At 63.1% G+C, this 16892-nt stretch carries 14 protein-coding genes; 9 read left to right on the top strand and 5 right to left on the bottom strand.

Features of this window, described 5'->3' with window-relative positions; all coding sequences use genetic code 11:
- Nucleotides 1–272: 272 nt before the first annotated feature.
- Nucleotides 273–1475 (top strand): nicotinate phosphoribosyltransferase, encoded by a 1203-nt coding sequence (gene pncB, locus F753_RS28465; RefSeq protein WP_014819393.1) that lies wholly within the window; start codon nt 273–275, stop codon nt 1473–1475.
- Between the two features lie 3 nt (nt 1476–1478).
- Here the strand turns inward: pncB and F753_RS28460 are convergent, their stop codons facing one another.
- Entirely contained in the window at nt 1479–2675 is a 1197-nt protein-coding gene (locus F753_RS28460) for a GGDEF domain-containing protein (protein ID WP_023444116.1), read from the bottom strand.
- A 338-nt stretch (nt 2676–3013) separates the two neighbouring features.
- Between F753_RS28460 and F753_RS28455 the strand changes: the two genes are divergently transcribed.
- On the top strand, nt 3014–4930 hold the full coding sequence (locus F753_RS28455) for an autotransporter domain-containing SGNH/GDSL hydrolase family protein (RefSeq protein WP_023444115.1): 1917 nt from the start codon (nt 3014–3016) through the stop codon (nt 4928–4930).
- Nucleotides 4931–4985: 55 nt separating this feature from the next.
- On the opposite strand, the gene F753_RS28450 is transcribed toward F753_RS28455, so the two are convergent.
- Nucleotides 4986–5891: a hypothetical protein gene (locus F753_RS28450; RefSeq protein WP_023444114.1), complete on the bottom strand. Its 906-nt coding sequence runs from the start codon at nt 5889–5891 to the stop codon at nt 4986–4988.
- 359 nt (nt 5892–6250) lie between these two features.
- Here F753_RS28450 and F753_RS28445 point away from each other — a divergent pair, with 359 nt between their 5' ends.
- Nucleotides 6251–6517: a hypothetical protein gene (locus F753_RS28445; protein WP_023444113.1), complete on the top strand. Its 267-nt coding sequence runs from the start codon at nt 6251–6253 to the stop codon at nt 6515–6517.
- Between the two features lie 4 nt (nt 6518–6521).
- Here F753_RS28445 and F753_RS28440 read toward each other — a convergent pair whose 3' ends face one another.
- Nucleotides 6522–7412, bottom strand: a complete 891-nt coding sequence (locus F753_RS28440; protein WP_014819388.1) for a LysR family transcriptional regulator ArgP — start codon at nt 7410–7412, stop codon at nt 6522–6524.
- Nucleotides 7413–7502: 90 nt separating this feature from the next.
- Between F753_RS28440 and F753_RS28435 the strand changes: the two genes are divergently transcribed.
- From F753_RS28435 to F753_RS28420, 4 genes are all read left to right on the top strand, one after another.
- Nucleotides 7503–8111, top strand: a complete 609-nt coding sequence (locus F753_RS28435) for a LysE/ArgO family amino acid transporter (RefSeq protein ID WP_014819387.1) — start codon at nt 7503–7505, stop codon at nt 8109–8111.
- Nucleotides 8112–8511: 400 nt separating this feature from the next.
- The gene (locus tag F753_RS28430; RefSeq protein ID WP_014819386.1) at nt 8512–9093 is read left to right on the top strand and encodes a superoxide dismutase; all 582 of its coding nucleotides are present in this window, start codon (nt 8512–8514) and stop codon (nt 9091–9093) included.
- Between the two features lie 285 nt (nt 9094–9378).
- Entirely contained in the window at nt 9379–11439 is a 2061-nt protein-coding gene (locus F753_RS28425; RefSeq protein WP_023444112.1) for a putative bifunctional diguanylate cyclase/phosphodiesterase, read from the top strand.
- Nucleotides 11440–11571: 132 nt separating this feature from the next.
- Nucleotides 11572–12255: a spermidine synthase gene (locus F753_RS28420; protein ID WP_014819384.1), complete on the top strand. Its 684-nt coding sequence runs from the start codon at nt 11572–11574 to the stop codon at nt 12253–12255.
- A gap of 10 nt (nt 12256–12265) precedes the next feature.
- On the opposite strand, the gene F753_RS28415 is transcribed toward F753_RS28420, so the two are convergent.
- On the bottom strand, nt 12266–13159 hold the full coding sequence (locus F753_RS28415) for a GIDE domain-containing protein (RefSeq protein WP_023444111.1): 894 nt from the start codon (nt 13157–13159) through the stop codon (nt 12266–12268).
- 1 nt (nt 13160) lies between these two features.
- Nucleotides 13161–13733: a LemA family protein gene (locus F753_RS28410; RefSeq protein ID WP_014819382.1), complete on the bottom strand. Its 573-nt coding sequence runs from the start codon at nt 13731–13733 to the stop codon at nt 13161–13163.
- A gap of 172 nt (nt 13734–13905) precedes the next feature.
- Here F753_RS28410 and F753_RS28405 point away from each other — a divergent pair, with 172 nt between their 5' ends.
- Both F753_RS28405 and F753_RS28400 read left to right on the top strand, forming a co-directional pair.
- On the top strand, nt 13906–15240 hold the full coding sequence (locus F753_RS28405) for an imelysin family protein (protein ID WP_023444110.1): 1335 nt from the start codon (nt 13906–13908) through the stop codon (nt 15238–15240).
- A 169-nt stretch (nt 15241–15409) separates the two neighbouring features.
- Nucleotides 15410–16828 carry a di-heme oxidoreductase family protein gene (locus F753_RS28400; protein WP_023444109.1) on the top strand — a complete coding sequence of 473 codons (1419 nt, stop codon included), beginning with the start codon at nt 15410–15412 and terminating at the stop codon, nt 16826–16828.
- The last annotated feature ends 64 nt before the right edge of the window (nt 16829–16892 follow it).

Raw genomic sequence — 16892 nt, 5'->3', positions numbered from 1 at the left:
GTATGGCCCTGCCCTTCTTCATTTCTCCATTCAATCCTTTAAGCGAATAATCAAAAAACGAAACTGCAAAGTAATGCGATATTGCTATCCGATCGATATATAGCCGGCCGAATTATATTCATAAGCCGTTTGCGCAAAGCGACGGCCAGGCAGAAGCTGATATCTGCAGCTGATATCTGCGGTTATTTTACTCATTCCTAACTTATAACGATGACCTGCATCCCTTGCCGTTTGTCGATATCATCGACAGGCATTTCAAGCTGGAGCGGTCGATGAACAGCAGCGCCTTTTCCGAACGAATCGTCCAGAGCCTGCTGGATACCGATTTCTACAAGCTCACCATGATGCAGGCGGTGCTGCATCACTATCCGAACGCGGAGGTGGAGTGGGCATTCCGCAGCCGCTCCGGTGAGGACCTGACGCCCTACCTCGACGAGATCCGCCAGCAGATCGAGGCGCTTGCCGAGCTGCAGATGACAACCGAGGAGCTGGCCTACCTCGAGCGCATCCCCTACATGCAGCCCGACTTCATCCGCTTCCTCGGTTTGTTCCGTTTCGATCTGCGTTATCTGCAGGTGAGCATCGAGGACGGCGAGCTGGTGATGCACCTGCGCGGCCCCTGGCTCCATGTGATCCTGTTCGAAGTGCCGCTGCTGGCCATCGTCAGCGAGGTGCGCAACCGCGCGCGCTACCCGGCGGTGACGCTGGGCCAGGCGCGCGACCGGCTGGATGAGAAGCTGCACTGGCTACGCAGCCAGGCCAGCAGCGACGAACTGGCCAGCTTCACCCTGGCGGATTTCGGCACACGCCGTCGTTTCTCCTTTGCCGTGCAGGCGATGGTGGTGGACCGACTGCAATGCGATTTTCCCGGCCGGTTCGCCGGCACCAGCAATGTGCATCTGGCACGCACGCGGAATGTGAAGCCGATGGGCACCATGGCCCATGAGTGGATCATGGCGCACCAGCAACTCGGCCCGCGGCTGATCGACAGCCAGGTTGCGGCGCTGGACTGCTGGGTTCGCGAATATCGTGGGGCATTGGGCATCGCGCTCACCGACTGCATCACCATGGATGCTTTCCTGCGCGATTTCGATCTGTACTTCGCCAAGCTGTTCGACGGCCTGCGTCATGACTCTGGCGACCCTCTGCTGTGGGCAGAGAAGGCCATCGCGCATTACCAGCGCCTGGGTATCGATCCGAAAACCCGCCAGCTGATCTTCTCCGATGGCCTGGACCTGGCCAGAGCGCTGGAACTCCATCGCGCGCTGATCGGGCGCAGCAATCCGAGTTTCGGCATCGGTACCGGACTGACCTGCGACATCCCGGGCGTGGAGCCGACCAACATGGTCATCAAGATGACCGCCTGCAATGGTCAACCGGTGGCAAAAATCTCCGACTCGCCGGGCAAGACCATGTGCCGCGACGAGGCATTCGTCAGCTACATGCGGCACGTCTTCGGCTTGGCCAATGGCTAACGACTAGCCGCCCACGGCGAATGCCTGGGGCGGCTGCACAGCCTCCGGCTCCATGGCGCAGAGGCGATTGCGCCCGCTCGTCTTGGCGCAGTACATGCGCTTATCCGCCAGCTCCAGCAGGTCACGGTAGTTCGCGACCTGATCGCAACGGCGTTCGGCCAACCCGATGCTCGCCGTCAGCGGCGCACCGTCCGGCCGCACGCCGAGGCCCTGGCCAATGATGCGCTCGAGCGCCATGTGCGCCTGCTGCATGTCGGTCTCCGGCATGATCAACAGGAACTCTTCGCCGCCCCAGCGCAGCAGGCTGTCGGAGCCACGCAGCGTCGCCACCAGACGCCTGGCCGCCTCGCGCAGTACCTGATCGCCGGATTCGTGACCATGGTTGTCGTTGATCGACTTGAAGTGGTCGAGGTCGATGAATGCCAGCGCCAGCGGACCACTCTTGCGCTGTGCGCTGTCCCACTGCAGCCGAAGGATCTCCTCGCCGCTGCCGCGGGAGAAGACCCCGGTGAGCGGGTCCCGGATGGCCTGGCGCACCAGCGCGAACATGAACGCCAGCTGGCTCATACTGGCCAGGCTGGCGACGCCGGCGATCAGGATCAACAGCCAGAAGGCACCGGCGAACGACGGCCAGTTCAGCGTCGCCCAGCTGAGATAGCCAGCCAGCGCCTGGGCCAGCAGCAACAGGCTGGAGAGCACCAGATTCTCCACCAGGGTCAGCGGGAAAATGGTCAGCCCGGCCATCAGCACGAATGGCAGAAAGGCATAGCCGGCGCCGACCACCGCGGAGAACTGCGCCAGTTGATAGCTGCCGAGCAAGGTGTGCGAGGCGATGTAGAAGATGGTCGGAATGGCGAACAAGATCGCGATCGCCCGATAGGCGTCCAGCAGATTGCCGCTCGGACGGTAGAACAGCAGCAGGCAGGTGAACGCCAGGCACGCCATCATCCGAAAACCGGCCAGCGCTGCCCACAGCTTGGGCTCGAACACCAGCAGATCGATCAGACTCCACAGCGGAGTGAGCACTGCGAACAGAAAGGCAAACAGGCGAACACGGTTGACGATCAGGGTCGCGCGGCGCTGGCAGAGCAGCAGTGGATGGCGTCGCGGGCTCAGCAGATGGCGAAGCTCGTTGAACTTGAGCTCGCTGGGCAGCAACGAGCTCAGGCGACTGCGCAGCAGGTCGAGAATCGATGGCATTTATTATTGTGCTCCCAGGCAGGGAAGGTTTCTTTACAACCGGCGGTCCGGACGCCGCCGGCTGCTTTCATATCCGTCTCAAAGAAGACCACCGTTCGCCGGTGCATCGGACGTCCACAGAAGCGCAAGCGCGGCGAATGGTATCAGTTGGCCACCAACAACCCTTGAGCCAGGACAATGAAATCGAAGCTGCAAATAACTCCTAAGAACGATCTACCGTTCGGAAAAATCGCCCTTTCGGGCGCTTATACCCGCTGGCGGCTCCCAATAGCGTGGCCGGATCGCCCGCGCATGTGCGAGCGATGCATCCAAACAAAAAGAACAATAAGGAGTTACCCGTGCAGAGCGCCCTCAAACCGCTTGCGGCAGCCGTTCTACTCACCTGCGCGACAGACGCGGCCATCGCCGATGACGGCCCGTTCAGTCAGTTCGTCGTGTTCGGCGACTCGCTGAGCGATGCTGGCAACTTTCCCGATCTGCAAAGCCCGACACTCGGGGGCAACCCTACAGGAGGTCTGCGCTTCACCAACCGCACCGGCCCTACCTATGGTGCCGGCGAATATATCGGCGAGGTCGGCACGCAACGCCTGGCGAGCATGCTGGGCCTTCAATCGTTACCCTCCACGCCGCTGTTACCGGCAGTCCTTACAGGCAATCCGGACGGCACCAACTATGCCGTCGGCGGTTACCGCACCGACCAGATTCTCGATTCGATCACCCTCGACTCGACCGTTTCCGCGGGCGGCTCTACCCGGACCCGGCCCGGCTATCTGGTCGAGAACCCGCGCGTCGACAGCAATGCTCTCTACTACCTGAACGGCGGCGGTAACGACATCTTCCAGCTCGGCACCAACCCGGTCACGATGGCTGACGCCGCCGGCAATCTGGTGGCTGGCGTCGCTGCACTACAGGCCGCGGGCGCGCGCTACTTCATCGTCTCCGATCTGCCGGACGTCGGCATCACGCCACTAGGTGCCACCGCTGGTCCGGGCGGAGCTGCCACACTCAACTTTCTGAGCGACCAGTTCAACGCAGCGCTGGCAGAACAGCTGCAAGCCCAGGGTGGCAACTATGTGCTGGTGAACAACCGCCTGTTGCTGGCCGAGGTACGTGCTGACCTGGCCGCCTTCGGCTTCGACCCCAACGTGGCACAGACAGCCGTGTGTTTCGATGCGTCGGGCGGCACCTGCCTGCCGGACCCGACCTACAGCCTCGGCGGCACAGCACCTGATCCTAACCGCCTGCTGTTCAACGACGCCGTCCATCCAACCACCGCTGTTCATCAGATCAGCGCCGACTACCTGTACTCGATCATTTCCGCGCCGTGGGAAGTATCCCTGCTACCGGAAATGGGCCGCTCGGCACTGCGCGCTCACCTGCAGCAACTGGACAACGAACTGTCTGCGCGGCGCGGCGACTGGCAGGCGGTCGGCGCCTGGCGCACCTTCGTCCAGGGTGGTTACAACCGGCCTGAGTACGACGGTTACGGTGGCGGTGACGGTAGCGGCCTGAGCCTGTCGCTTGGTGTTACCCAGCGTTTGAGTGAGACGTGGCTGGCCGGCGTCAGCCTGGGCCTGGCGGAAAACTCGCTGGAACTGGGCAGAAACGACTCCGAGTACGACATGCGCAGCTACCTGGCCACGGCCTTCGCCCGTTACGAACACCAGCGTCTGTTCGCCGACTTCAGCCTCAGCGCCGGGTATCTGGACTACCACGACCTCAAGCGTACGTTCGCCCTTGGCATCAGCGAGCGCACGGAAAAGGGTGACACCGAAGGCACGCTATGGGGCGCGGCGGCGAAGGCTGGCTTCAACCTGATGCAGCCAGGCGATCAACTCCAGTTCGGCCCATTCGTCGGTGCCAGCTATCAGAAGGTCGAAGTCGATGGTTACAGCGAGCAGGGCGAGCGCTCCACTGCATTGAGCTATGACGATCAGGAACTGGATTCGCTGCGCCTCTCACTCGGCCTGTTCGGCGACTATGCGCTGAGCGAACGCACGCGGCTATTCGGCGAGGTGGCGCGGGAGGTGGAGCGCGAGGACGAGGATCGGCGTGACCTGCGCATGTCGCTGAACAGTGTGTCGGGCAACAGCTTCGAGCTGCCGGGCGCGGTACCGACCGGCGACCAGACGCGCTTCAGCGTGGGCCTGACGCACCGCCTGACGCCCGGTCTGGCGCTGCGCGCCAACTACCATTACCGCGGCAACGATAACCGCGACCACGGAGTGGGGCTGTCACTGGCCTGGGACCTGTAAGGTTCGTAGAGCGCAAAGGCCGCCGTCGCGAATACGCGCGGCGGCTCTTACGCGGTTAACGTCCGTCGAGCTGACCTTGCAGATTGGCGATCTGCCCCTGCATGGAATTGATGGTGCGGGTGACCTGAGCCCGGAAGGAGTCGAACTCGGCGGTGTTGATCGCGTTTGGCGCGGGCGCCGGCCGATTGTCCAGCTCACTGCGCAGCACCAGGATGTCCTGCTCCAGCCGGCTGATCGCCTGACTCTGGTTACCGCCCTGCTTCAGCGCCGCGATGTCCTTGCTCAAGCTGTCGACCCGTCCGGCCAGCTTGCCCTGCTCGTCCAGGGTCGTTTTGAGTGACGCCTGCTCGCTGCCCAACGCCTTGACGCTCTCTGCCAGTGTCGCAGTACTCCCCTGCTGAGCCTGCAGGTCGGCACCCAGCTGCTCGAGGCGCTTGCCCTGCTCGTCCATGCGTCGATCCTGATTGCCCTGTTTGCCAGTCAGACTCTGCTGTTCGGTAGCAAAGGCCTGCTGCTTGCGGTCAAGATCGATGGCCTGTTGCTCAAGCTGCTTGATGCGCAGTTTCACCGCCTCGCTTTCCGTAGTCACATTGGACTCGGTCGCAACGACTTTCCCGCTGATGTCCTGCAGTCGTCCGGCGGCATCCTCACTGATACGCGCGAAGCTTTCCTGGGTGGCGACCAGCTGCATTTCCAGCATGGCGATCTTCTGATAACTCCACCAACCGAGCGCGCCAAGGCTGAGGAGCAAGGCCAGCACCATGACCCACAGCGGCGCCGTACTCACCTTGCCAGCAGTGCTTGCAGGGCGACGTTTCTGGCGGGAGCGCCCGTCATCCACAGGCTCATCGGCGGTTCTGCGGATCGGCTCGAGATCCGGCGCCGGATAGGGCTCCACGCGGTCACGGCCTGCGGTCAGGCTGGGAATGTTGTCCAGTTCGTCGTGAGCATCGTTGCGCATGGGGTACCTTCAATGGCGCGGTGCGAAATACAGCGCGCAGTATAACGATTCAGGGCGTGCCCATCAGTGACGGCGCGCCGGTGGAGCAGATGCACCGTGGTAGAGCAGTGCGCCGCTTGTGATACGCATCACGGTGCATCGAATGGCGCACTCGGCAGCCCCGCGAACAGGCACCACAGCGGTGACCATCGCCTACGGGCAGTCTGCAGGCCTCGCCAGCCGGGCGCTTCGCCTGCCAGATGCAAAAACCGCGCAGCAACGCCGGAAATTGGTACGCCACTTGCTCTGTCTCTCTTGCCAGCGGATAGACACTTCCGACAGGGATGTTGGGCCTTAGGGCAATTCACGAGGAACACAGCATGGAGCTGAACAAGGCGGTTATCGACTGCATGCGCAGCCTGCGACGCAGACTTCGCGATGAGCAGCAACTCGACATCCATCTCGACCAACCGGATGCGGTTACGGCAATGCTTGCCGGGTGCATGAACTCCAACGATGAGCTGACCCGCGAACTCGGACGCCAGCTCGCCGCGTTCAGTGATCGGTTGCCGGCACCACCTCCACCACGCGCGGCCAGCAGCGGCGCCACGGTACGCATTTACCGAGGCCAGCGCGTACTCGCCTGAGCGCTCAATCAACCAGTAACCAGTCGCTGGCGCAACGCACCAGATGCCGGGTCAGCTCGTCGAGCAATTGCCCGCCATTACGCCAGTGATGCCAATACAAAGGCACGTCGATCGGCGGTCCGGACAGCACATCGACCAATTCCCCGCGCGCAAGTTCGCCGCGCACCTGTAACTCCGGCACCAACCCCCAGCCAAGCCCGCTCTGCAGCAGGCGTACGAAACCTTCGGACGACGGGCAGAGGTGATGGACGAACGCCTCTCCCCCGCCGACTGCTGCCATGTAGCGGTGTTGCAGCTGGTCATCCGGGCCGAAGACCACGGCAGGCACCCGAGCCAGATCCGCAGCGGCTGCCGGTCGCTGGAAATGCCGACTGACAAAGACCGGACTGGCCAGCGCGCGATAGCGCATCGCCCCAAGAAACTGACTGCGCGCACCTGCCAGCGGCCGTTCCGCCGCGCACACGCAGGCTGCGACCTCGCCAGCGCGCATGCGCTTGAGCCCGACCGCCTGGTCTTCCACCACATGATCGAGCAGCACCCGATGCTCGGCGCAGAACGACGCCACCGCGCCCGCCCACCAGGTCGCCAGGCTGTCGGCATTCAGGGCAATACGCAATCGCTCGGGCAGGCGATTTTCGTCCAGCGCCGGGACCTGCCCTTGCAGGTCCCGCTCGAGCAAGCGCACCTGCTGCACATGGTTGAGCAATCGTTGACCCAGCTCGGTCGGCCGGGGCGGCGTATCGCGCAGCAGCACCGGCTGGCCGACGCGCGCCTCGAGTAATTTGATCCGCTGGGATATGGCCGATTGCGAAAGCCCCAACGCCTGCGCGGCTCGTTCGAAACCTGCCTGCTCGACAACCGCCGCAAGCGCCGCGAGTAATTTGTAATCGAACATCAGTATTCCTAATGCACCCTGAAGAGAATTTGTTTCTCTTATAACGCCCCGCTGCCCAGACTCACCAGTAAATCAGACGAGGCGTGCGGCATGAATGCAATCTGGCAAAGCTATATCAACGGCCTTCTGGTCGCGGCGGGGCTGATCATGGCGATCGGCGCGCAGAATGCGTTCGTGCTCGCGCAAAGCCTGCGCCGGGAGCACCATCTGCCAGTGGCGGCGCTGTGCATCCTCTGTGACGTACTGTTGGTCAGCGTCGGCGTCTTCGGGCTGGCAGCAGTGCTGGCGGACAACCCGCTACTGCTGGAGATCACTCGCTGGGGCGGCGTCGCCTTCCTGCTCTGGTACGGCACCCTGGCGCTGCGTCGCGCGTTCAAGCCACAGAGCCTGCGCAGCGCTGATGCGCAGCCGCGACCACTGCGTGCGGTGCTGTTGGCCGCGCTGGCGGTGACGTTGCTCAATCCGCACGTCTATCTCGATACAGTGGTACTGATCGGCTCACTCGGCGCACAGCAGCCCGAGCCAGGCGCCTACACACTGGGCGCTGCCAGTGCATCGACCCTGTGGTTCATGACCCTTGCGCTCGGTGGCGCCTGGCTTGCACCCTGGCTGGCCCGCCCGCTGACCTGGCGTCTGATCGACCTCGGCGTCGCCGCCATGATGTTCGCGATTGCCGCACAGCTCGCATTCGCCAGCTGACGCCCTAGCGCGCGACAACCGGCCGCGCGCCATTTTTGCAGGTCGCAAGGAACGCCCGGCCCGACGGCGCGGTCCACGCAAGGCGCAGCCAGTTGTTTGCATCCGCTGCTTCGCCTCGCCAACCCCTCTGGAACCTATATTCCATACAGTTGCCGCGTGGTTTTGCCGCAGGTCGGGTGCTATGATCGCTGGCTCGCAGACATGAAGCGGAAGGCTTCAGTCTGTCTGTTCGGCCGACCGTGAACGGCCAGAGATTGCGCAAGCATGTAGCGAGCGAAGGGAACGACAGAGGTCAGGGCGGGACGCACATTCGCTCCTGCTCACCGGTATCGCCGGCACGCCTCGCACGCTCCTTCCAGCTGGCCGCATCAATCCTCGACACCTGAGTAGGAGATACATCATGGCTTTCGAATTGCCGCCGCTGCCGTACGAAAAGAACGCTCTCGAGCCGCACATGTCCGCCGAGACGCTCGAGTTTCACCACGACAAGCACCACGCTGCTTACGTGACCAATCTGAACAACCTGATCCCGGGCACCGAGTTCGAAGGCAAGGATCTGGAAAGCATCATCAAGACCTCTTCCGGTGGCATCTTCAACAATGCCGCTCAGGTCTGGAACCACACCTTTTTCTGGAACTGCCTGGCGCCGAACGCCGGTGGTCAGCCGACTGGCGCGCTGGCCGATGCCATCAACGCTTCCTTCGGCTCGTTCGACAAGTTCAAGGAAGAGTTCACCAAGACCGCCATCGGCACCTTCGGCTCCGGCTGGGCCTGGCTGGTGAAGAAGTCCGACGGCAGCCTCGGCCTGGCAAGCACCATCGGTGCCGGCAACCCGATGACCGCGGGTGACAAGCCACTGCTGACCTGTGACGTCTGGGAACACGCCTACTACATCGACTACCGCAACGCTCGTCCGAAGTTCGTCGAAGCGTTCTGGAACCTGGTCAATTGGGAATTCGTCGCGAAGAACTTCGCCGGCTGAGCCACCCAGCGCTAACGAAAATGCCCGCACTTGTTGCGGGCATTTTCATTTAAGGGTTCGGTGTCGCCTGCCGCTATACATTTGCAGCCCGGAAAAAAGTCGCCTTACGGTATCGGTAATCGACGTGCAATGTTTCCTTAGGATTACGCCTTTGGGCTTGCATCCTAAGACGTACTGCCGGCACAGTCGGAGCTTGCTGACTTACTGGTTTAATTGCCTTTGACGATTGCCGAATGACTAACAATACTTCCGCAACCGAGCGTCGGCACGGAAAAGGACCTTCATTTGAAGCTGGAAATGCGCAATAGCCTGTCGCGTAAGCTCCTGCGTGTAGTCCTGCTATCGGCGCTTGCGGTAGGGCTGGTGCTCAGCTGCGCACAGATCATCTTCGGTGCCTACAAGACACGCCAGTTGATCGAAGCCGATGCCCAACGCATCCTGCGCATGACCCGCGACCCATCCACTCAGGCGATCTACAGCCTCGACCGCGAGATGGGCGCCCAGGTTATGGAGGGGCTCTTCCAGCACGAATCGATTCGCATGGCATCCATCGGCCATCCGGACGACGGCATGCTGGCGCTGAAGATCAGACCACCTATCGACCTGCCGACACGCTGGCTGACCGATCCGATTCTCCACCGCGACCGACAGTTCTCGATTCCGCTGATCGGCAAACCGCCGTACAACGAATATTACGGCGAGCTGCGCATAACCCTGGACACCGCCAAATACGGCCAGGAATTCATCAACGACTCCATCGTGATCTTCATTGTCGGCATCCTGCGTGCGCTGACGCTGGGCTTCGTGCTCTTCCTGATCTACCAGTGGCTGCTGACCCGTCCGTTGACCAAGCTCATCGAGCATCTGGCGCGGATCAACCCCGACCGGCCCGGCGAGCACAAGTTGCCGATGATCCGTGGGCATGAGCGCAACGAGCTAGGCCTGTGGGTGGAAACGGCCAACGGCTTGCTCGCCTCTATCGAGCACAACATGCACCTGCGTCAGGAGGCTGAAAGCAGCCTGTATCGCATGACCCAGTACGACTCCCTGACCGGTCTGCCGAACCGGCAGCAGCTGCAAAGTCAGCTCGACCACATTCTCGACGAGGCTCGACGCATGCAGCGGCGCGTCGCAGTGCTTTGTCTTGGGCTTGACGACTTCAAGGGTGTAAACGAGCAGTACAGCTATCAGGCCGGCGACTGCCTGCTCAAGGCCCTGGCAGACCGCCTGCGCGGCTCCGCTGGCCGTCTCGGTGCGCTGGCACGACTGGGCGGCGATCAGTTCGTCCTCGTACTCAGCGGCATCGAGCAGCCCTACGATGCCGCCGAGTTGGCCCAGGCGCTGCTGGACGATCTGGAAACCCCGATCGAGTTCGACGGCGACCCGATTCGGTTGCGCGCCACCATCGGCATCACGCTGTACCCAGAAGATGGCGACAATACCGAAAAGCTGCTGCAAAAGGCCGAGCAGACCATGACGCTGGCAAAGAGCCGCTCGCGCAACCGCTACCAGTTCTATGTCGCCAGCATCGATAGCGAGATGCGCGCCCGTCGGGAGCTGGAAAAGGATCTCAGCGAAGCGCTCAAGCGCAACGAGTTCCATCTGGTCTACCAGCCCCAGGTCGACTACCGCCAGAACCGCATCACCGGCGTCGAGGCACTGATCCGCTGGAAACACCCCCAGGGCAAGCTGGTCCCACCGGATCTGTTCATCCCGCTGGCGGAGCAGAACGGCAGCATCATCGAGATCGGCAAATGGGTGCTTGATCAGGCCTGCAGCCAGCTGCGGCAGTGGCATGCCGAGGGCTACACCGGTCTGCGCGTTGCGGTGAATCTTTCCACCGTACAACTGCGCCACCCGCAGCTACCGCAAATGATCGGCGAGCTGCTGCAGAAGCACCAGTTGCCGGCCGAAACCCTCGAACTGGAGGTGACCGAGACGGGGCTGATGGAAGACATCGACGCGGCAGCGCACAACCTGCACAGCCTGCGGCGCTCCGGCGCGCTGATCGCGATCGACGATTTCGGTACCGGTTACTCCTCGCTGAGTTATCTCAAGAGCCTGCCGCTGGACAAGATCAAGATCGACAAGAGCTTCGTCCAGGACATCGGCCAGGACGAGGGCGCGACCATCGTGCGCGCGGTCATCCAGCTGGGCAAAAGCCTCGGCATGACGGTGATCGCCGAGGGCGTCGAAACACCGGAGCAGGAAGCCTATCTGATCGCCGAAGGTTGCCAGGAAGGCCAGGGCTACTATTACAGCAAGCCGCTGCCCGCCCGCGATCTCGACCTGCTGCTGCGCCAGTCGACACCATTCGATCGGGCAGTCAATTCCGAGCTGCGCTAGCCCGACAGCGCGCCGCTGGCGCGCATCGCCGCCTTGAATCGCCCCCCGCACTTGCCCCCTGGCGCTGGCCAGTCATGAGCACATGGGCCACACTTCCAGCCTTTTATCGCCCGCGCCTACAACGAGTCCCCGATGAAACGCTTCGTACTCTTGGATACCGCCGCCATTCCCACTGGCGGCGCCTTGTGCCTGTTCGAATATGGCGATGACTTCGTCATCAAGATCCAGGGCGGAAACGGCAATCAGCTGATGAACACCCGCACCCATGGCTCAGAGGACGCGCTGGCGGAGATTCCCTGCAAACGGATCGCCGCACGGTCGCAGGCCCGCGTATTGATCGGTGGGTTGGGGATGGGCTTTACCCTCGCTTCTGCGTTGCGCCATCTCGGGCCGGACGCCGAGGTGCTGGTCGCCGAACTGGTGCCAGGGGTGATCGAGTGGAACCGCGGTGCACTCGGCGAGAAGTCCGGCAATCCGCTGCGCGATGCCCGCGCCCGGGTGCTGAACCAGGACGTCGCCGAGTTACTGCGGGATCAAGCCCAGGGCTTCGATGCGATCATGCTGGACGTCGACAACGGTCCCGAGGGACTGACGCAGAAGAGCAACAGTTGGCTGTACTCGGCTGACGGCCTCAACGCCTGCGCCCGCGCGTTGCGCCCGTCCGGCATCCTCGCGGTCTGGTCGGCCAGCGCCGACCGCGCCTTTTCCGACAAGCTCGCCAAGGCCGGCTTCAAGGCCGAAGAAGTGCAGGTGTTCGCCCACGGCAACCGCGGCACCCGGCATACGATCTGGATCGCCGAAAAACGCAAGCGCTGAGCCGGCCGGTTTACCAGGCCGTCACACCCAGCTGCGACGCCAGCCAGACGGCGCCAGCCAGGCACATCAGTGCACCACCGGCGGCCTGCCAGTAGAAGCGCTGCGTGAGCACTTCCTCACCGTGGCTGGACAGTACGAAAGGCAGCGCCTCCCCGGGCTGCCCCAGCTGGTGCAATGCCGGCGCGGCGCTGCTCTCGCGATGCCGATCTTCCGCCTCGAGGCGCGCCGCCAGGCGTACGCGACTCCACTCCTGCTCGTCGAGCTGACCGTCGGCGTTGCTGTCGAAACGCTGCAGCAGGCCGGCGAAATCCCCCTTCCACTGACGGATCACGTCGCGCTTGGCGGATTGCAGGTCGAGGCCCTGTCGCCCGCCGCCGCTCGTGCGGAAATCACCGAGTGCGTAAAGCGGTTCACCCTCGTGCAGACGTTCCTCGGTGTAGCGATAGCGCTTGCCGATGCTGAACAGGCCGACCCAGCCACTCGGAGCGACACCGCGCGGGTGGCGCAGATCGCCGGTCCAGACCTTGCGGAAGGCGGGATGGACCTCCGCGCCACGCGGGTCGATCAGGCATTCGCCGGTGGCATCGGCCAGGCGCAGCCAGGCTTCACTGACGCCGCGTTCGACCACACTCCAGCTGCTGCGCTTGCCGTTGGAACGGTACTCCTCGATACGGTAGCGCCACCACAGGCAGCGCTCGCCGGTCAGCGGCGCCATCGGTTGCGGCACCATCAGCTCGCGTAGCACGCCAACCAGCTCGACATACCCCTGGGCTGCCGAGCGAATGCGAGAAGTCGGGGTATCGAGCAAATGACGGGCACGCGACCAGCGACCGATGCAGATCCACGCCCCGCCGACGCAAAGCGCGGCGGCGAGAATGAGTGTGAAAACCTGGCCCGGATGCATTTCAGCCGAACAGCGCCTTGAGATCGACGTCGGCCTTCTCCGCCTCGCTGAACTGCAGCAGGGCAGCCTCCTTGAAACCGAACGTCCGCGCCAGCAGTACATCGGGGAATTGCTCGATGCGCACGTTGTTCAGGTTGACCGCCTCGTTGTACAGCTCACGGCGATCGGCGATTCCGCTTTCCAGTCCGCTGATGCGCTGCTGCAGATGGCGGAAACTCTCGTTGGCCTTGAGCTCGGGGTAGTTCTCGGCCAGCGCGAACAGCCGCCCGAGGCCAGCACGCAGACCGGTTTCGGCTTGCCCCAGCGCACTCACATCGCCCTGCTCCCGCGCGCTGGACACGGCATTGCGCGCACTGATCACCTGCTCCAGCGTATTGCGTTCATGCTGCATGTACTGCCGGCAGGTCTCCACCAGCTTGGGCAACTCTTCATGGCGCTGACGCAGCAGCACGTCGATATTGGCCCAGGCCTTGCCGACGCCATGCTTCAGACGCACCAGCCCGTTGTAGAGAATCACCGCGTAAGCGGCGACGAGAAACAGCACAACCAGCACAACCACCGCGCTCAGGCTCATAGCATCTCCAGGGACAAAGGCCGTCAGAACGCCAGCATTCTACCGGCTGCACCGAAACGGAAGAGAGAGCCTGTGCACGCATTGGCTTTGCACAAAATGAAAATCTTTCGCATTATTGACGGCTTCCGAGCAGCCCTCGGCTTCGTTCACTCGCACGCAAAGGAACCCGCACATGCTACGCACCCCCATCTGGGCAACCGCCAGCCTCCTCGCTGTGGCCATCTCACTCGCCGGTTGCGGTGAGGACAAGACCCCCGCGAACCAGACTGCTGCCCCGCAAAGCACTACCGAAAGCGTGCCAGCGGAAAAGGCGCAGGCGCCCGATGAGAAAGCGGCCAAGGCAGTCGTCAGCCACTACGCCGATCTGGCGCTGGCGGTATTCAGCGATGCCCACGCCACCGGCGTGAAACTGCAGGAAGCTGTCGACGCCCTCCTCGCCAACCCCAGCGAAGAGACCCTGCAGGCCGCGCGTCAGGCCTGGCTGGCGGCCCGCGTTCCCTACATGCAGACCGAGGTCTTCCGCTTCGGCAACGCCGTGGTGGATGACTGGGAAGGTCAGCTCAATGCCTGGCCGCTCGATGAGGGCCTGATCGATTACATCGAGGGCGACTACCAGCACGCCCTCGGCAACCCGGGCGCCACAGCCAATATCATCGCCAACAGCGAACTGCAGATTGGCGAAGACAAGGTCGACACCAGCGAAATCAACGCCGAGCTGCTGGCCAGCCTCAACGAACTGGCCGGCTCCGAAGCGAACGTCGCCACTGGCTACCACGCGATCGAGTTCCTGCTCTGGGGCCAGGACCTCAATGGCACAGGCCCAGGTGCCGGCGAGCGGCCCTACACCGACTACGTGGAAGGCGAAGGCTGCACCGGCGACAACTGCGACCGCCGCCGCACCTACCTGAAAGTCGCGACCGAACTGCTGGTCAGCGACCTGCAGGAAATGGTCGAGCAGTGGCAGCCGAATGCCGAGAACTACCGCGCCAGCCTCGAAGCCGATACCGCGGAAAACGGCCTGCGCAAGATGTTCTTCGGCATGGGGAGCCTGTCCCTCGGCGAACTGGCTGGCGAGCGCATGAAAGTCGCTCTGGAAGCCAACTCCACCGAAGACGAGCACGACTGCTTCAGCGACAACACCCACAACTCGCACTTCTTCAATGCCCGTGGCGTTCGCAACGTCTACCTCGGCGAGTACAAGCGCGTCGACGGCACTACGTTGACCGGTCCAAGCCTGGCATCGCTGGTTCAGGGCGTCAGCCCAGAGGTGGACAGCACGCTGAAGACCGACCTGGAAACCACCGAAGCCAAGCTGCAAGTCCTGGTTGAAAGTGCGAAGAACGGAGAGGCCTTCGACCAGCTGATCGCTTCGGACAACACCGAAGGCCAGCAGAAAGTACGCGATGCCATCGGCGCACTGGTCAAGCAGACCGCCGCGATCGAGCAGGCCGCCGGTGCCCTCGGCATCAGCGACCTCAACCCTGACACCGCCGATCACGAGTTCTGATCGGCGCCGACACGGGCGCAGCTGTTGCGCCCGTGTCGGGCTTTTCGCTGTCCCCCTGCCTGGTTCCAGAGCGCGCGCCCCTCTCGCGCAAATGCAAATCCCTCTTATTCCATTACGATTAGCCTGCTAAGATTGCGCGGCTTAATTCACCGCCCTGCAGGTACTTCCGATGCGCCCGCTGTTTCGCCGCCTCTTCCCGCTGCTGGCTCTGGCCCTGGTCGCCTGCGATAACGTTGAAACACCGACTTTCTCCCAGCCCGAACCTGGTGAGGCGCTCTCCGGCGGCAGCACCACGGTGATGAAGTTCGACCAGAACGCCTACTCCATGCCTTCGGCCAATCTGGCACCGATGCGTCGACTCGACTTCAGCGTCGGCAACAGCTTCTTCCGAAATCCCTGGGTCATCGCCCCGGCATCCACCACCGCTCGCGATGGTCTTGGCCCGCTGCTGAATACCAACGCCTGCCAGAACTGCCATATCAAGGACGGCCGCGGCCATCCGCCGGCACCCGATGCGACCAGCGCCGTGTCGATGCTGGTACGGCTGTCCATTCCGGCCGGTCCCGAGCACGCCGAAGTCGTCCGAGAACGTGGCATCGCACCGGAGCCAAGCTACGGCGGCCAGCTGCAGGACATGGCGATTCCCGGCGTCGCCCCGGAAGGCAAGGTACGGCTGCGCTATTCGACCGAGCAGGTGCGCTTCGCCGATGGCACCGAAGTCGAGCTGCGCAGGCCGGAAATCGAACTGAACGACCTGGCCTATGGTGACATGCATCCGGAAACCCGGATGTCCCTGCGCATCGCGCCACCGATGATCGGCCTGGGCCTGCTCGAAGCCATTCCCGAAGAAGCGCTGCTGGCCAATGCCGACCCCGATGACCGCAACGGCGACGGCATATCCGGCCGCCCGAACAGGGTCTTCGACCAGACCAGCCGGCAGACCGTGATTGGCCGCTTCGGCTGGAAGGCCGGACAGCCGAGCCTCAACCAGCAGAACGCCGACGCCTTCTTCAACGATATGGGCCTGTCCACCAGTCTGCTCAGTGGCAGCAGCTGCACCGACCGGCAGACCGAGTGTCGCGCGATGCCGGACGGCGGCGAGCCGGAAGTCAGCGACGACATCCTCGCCCAGGTGCTGTTCTACACCCGCAATCTCGGCGTACCTGCGCGACGGAACGTCGACGACCCACAGGTACTCGCCGGCAAGACGCTATTTCACCGCGCCGGCTGCCAGAGCTGCCACGTGCCACAGTTCACCACCGCTGCCGACGCCGCGGAACCGGAGTTGGCCAATCAGCTGATTCGCCCCTACACCGACCTGCTGCTGCATGACATGGGCGAAGGCCTCGCGGATGACCGCGCCGAGTTCGAGGCCAACGGCCGGGAATGGCGCACGCCACCGCTGTGGGGCATTGGCCTGACCCAGGCAGTCAGCGGGCATACCCAGTTCCTGCACGACGGCCGCGCTCGCAATTTGCTCGAAGCCATACTCTGGCACGGCGGCGAGGCCGAAAAGGCGCGCCAGATCGTGCTCGGCTACGACCAGAACGAACGTACCGCGCTGCTGAGCTTCCTCGAGTCGCTCTGAATGCCCATGCTATTCACCATGCTTTCCCGGCGCGAAAGCGCTGCAACCGGCCTTGCCGATGAGG

It is taken from the genome of Stutzerimonas chloritidismutans AW-1 (assembly GCF_000495915.1).
Lineage (GTDB): Bacteria > Pseudomonadota > Gammaproteobacteria > Pseudomonadales > Pseudomonadaceae > Stutzerimonas > Stutzerimonas chloritidismutans.
The sequence above is the reverse complement of the archived record's forward strand: the minus strand, read 5'-3'. Positions and strand labels throughout refer to the sequence as shown.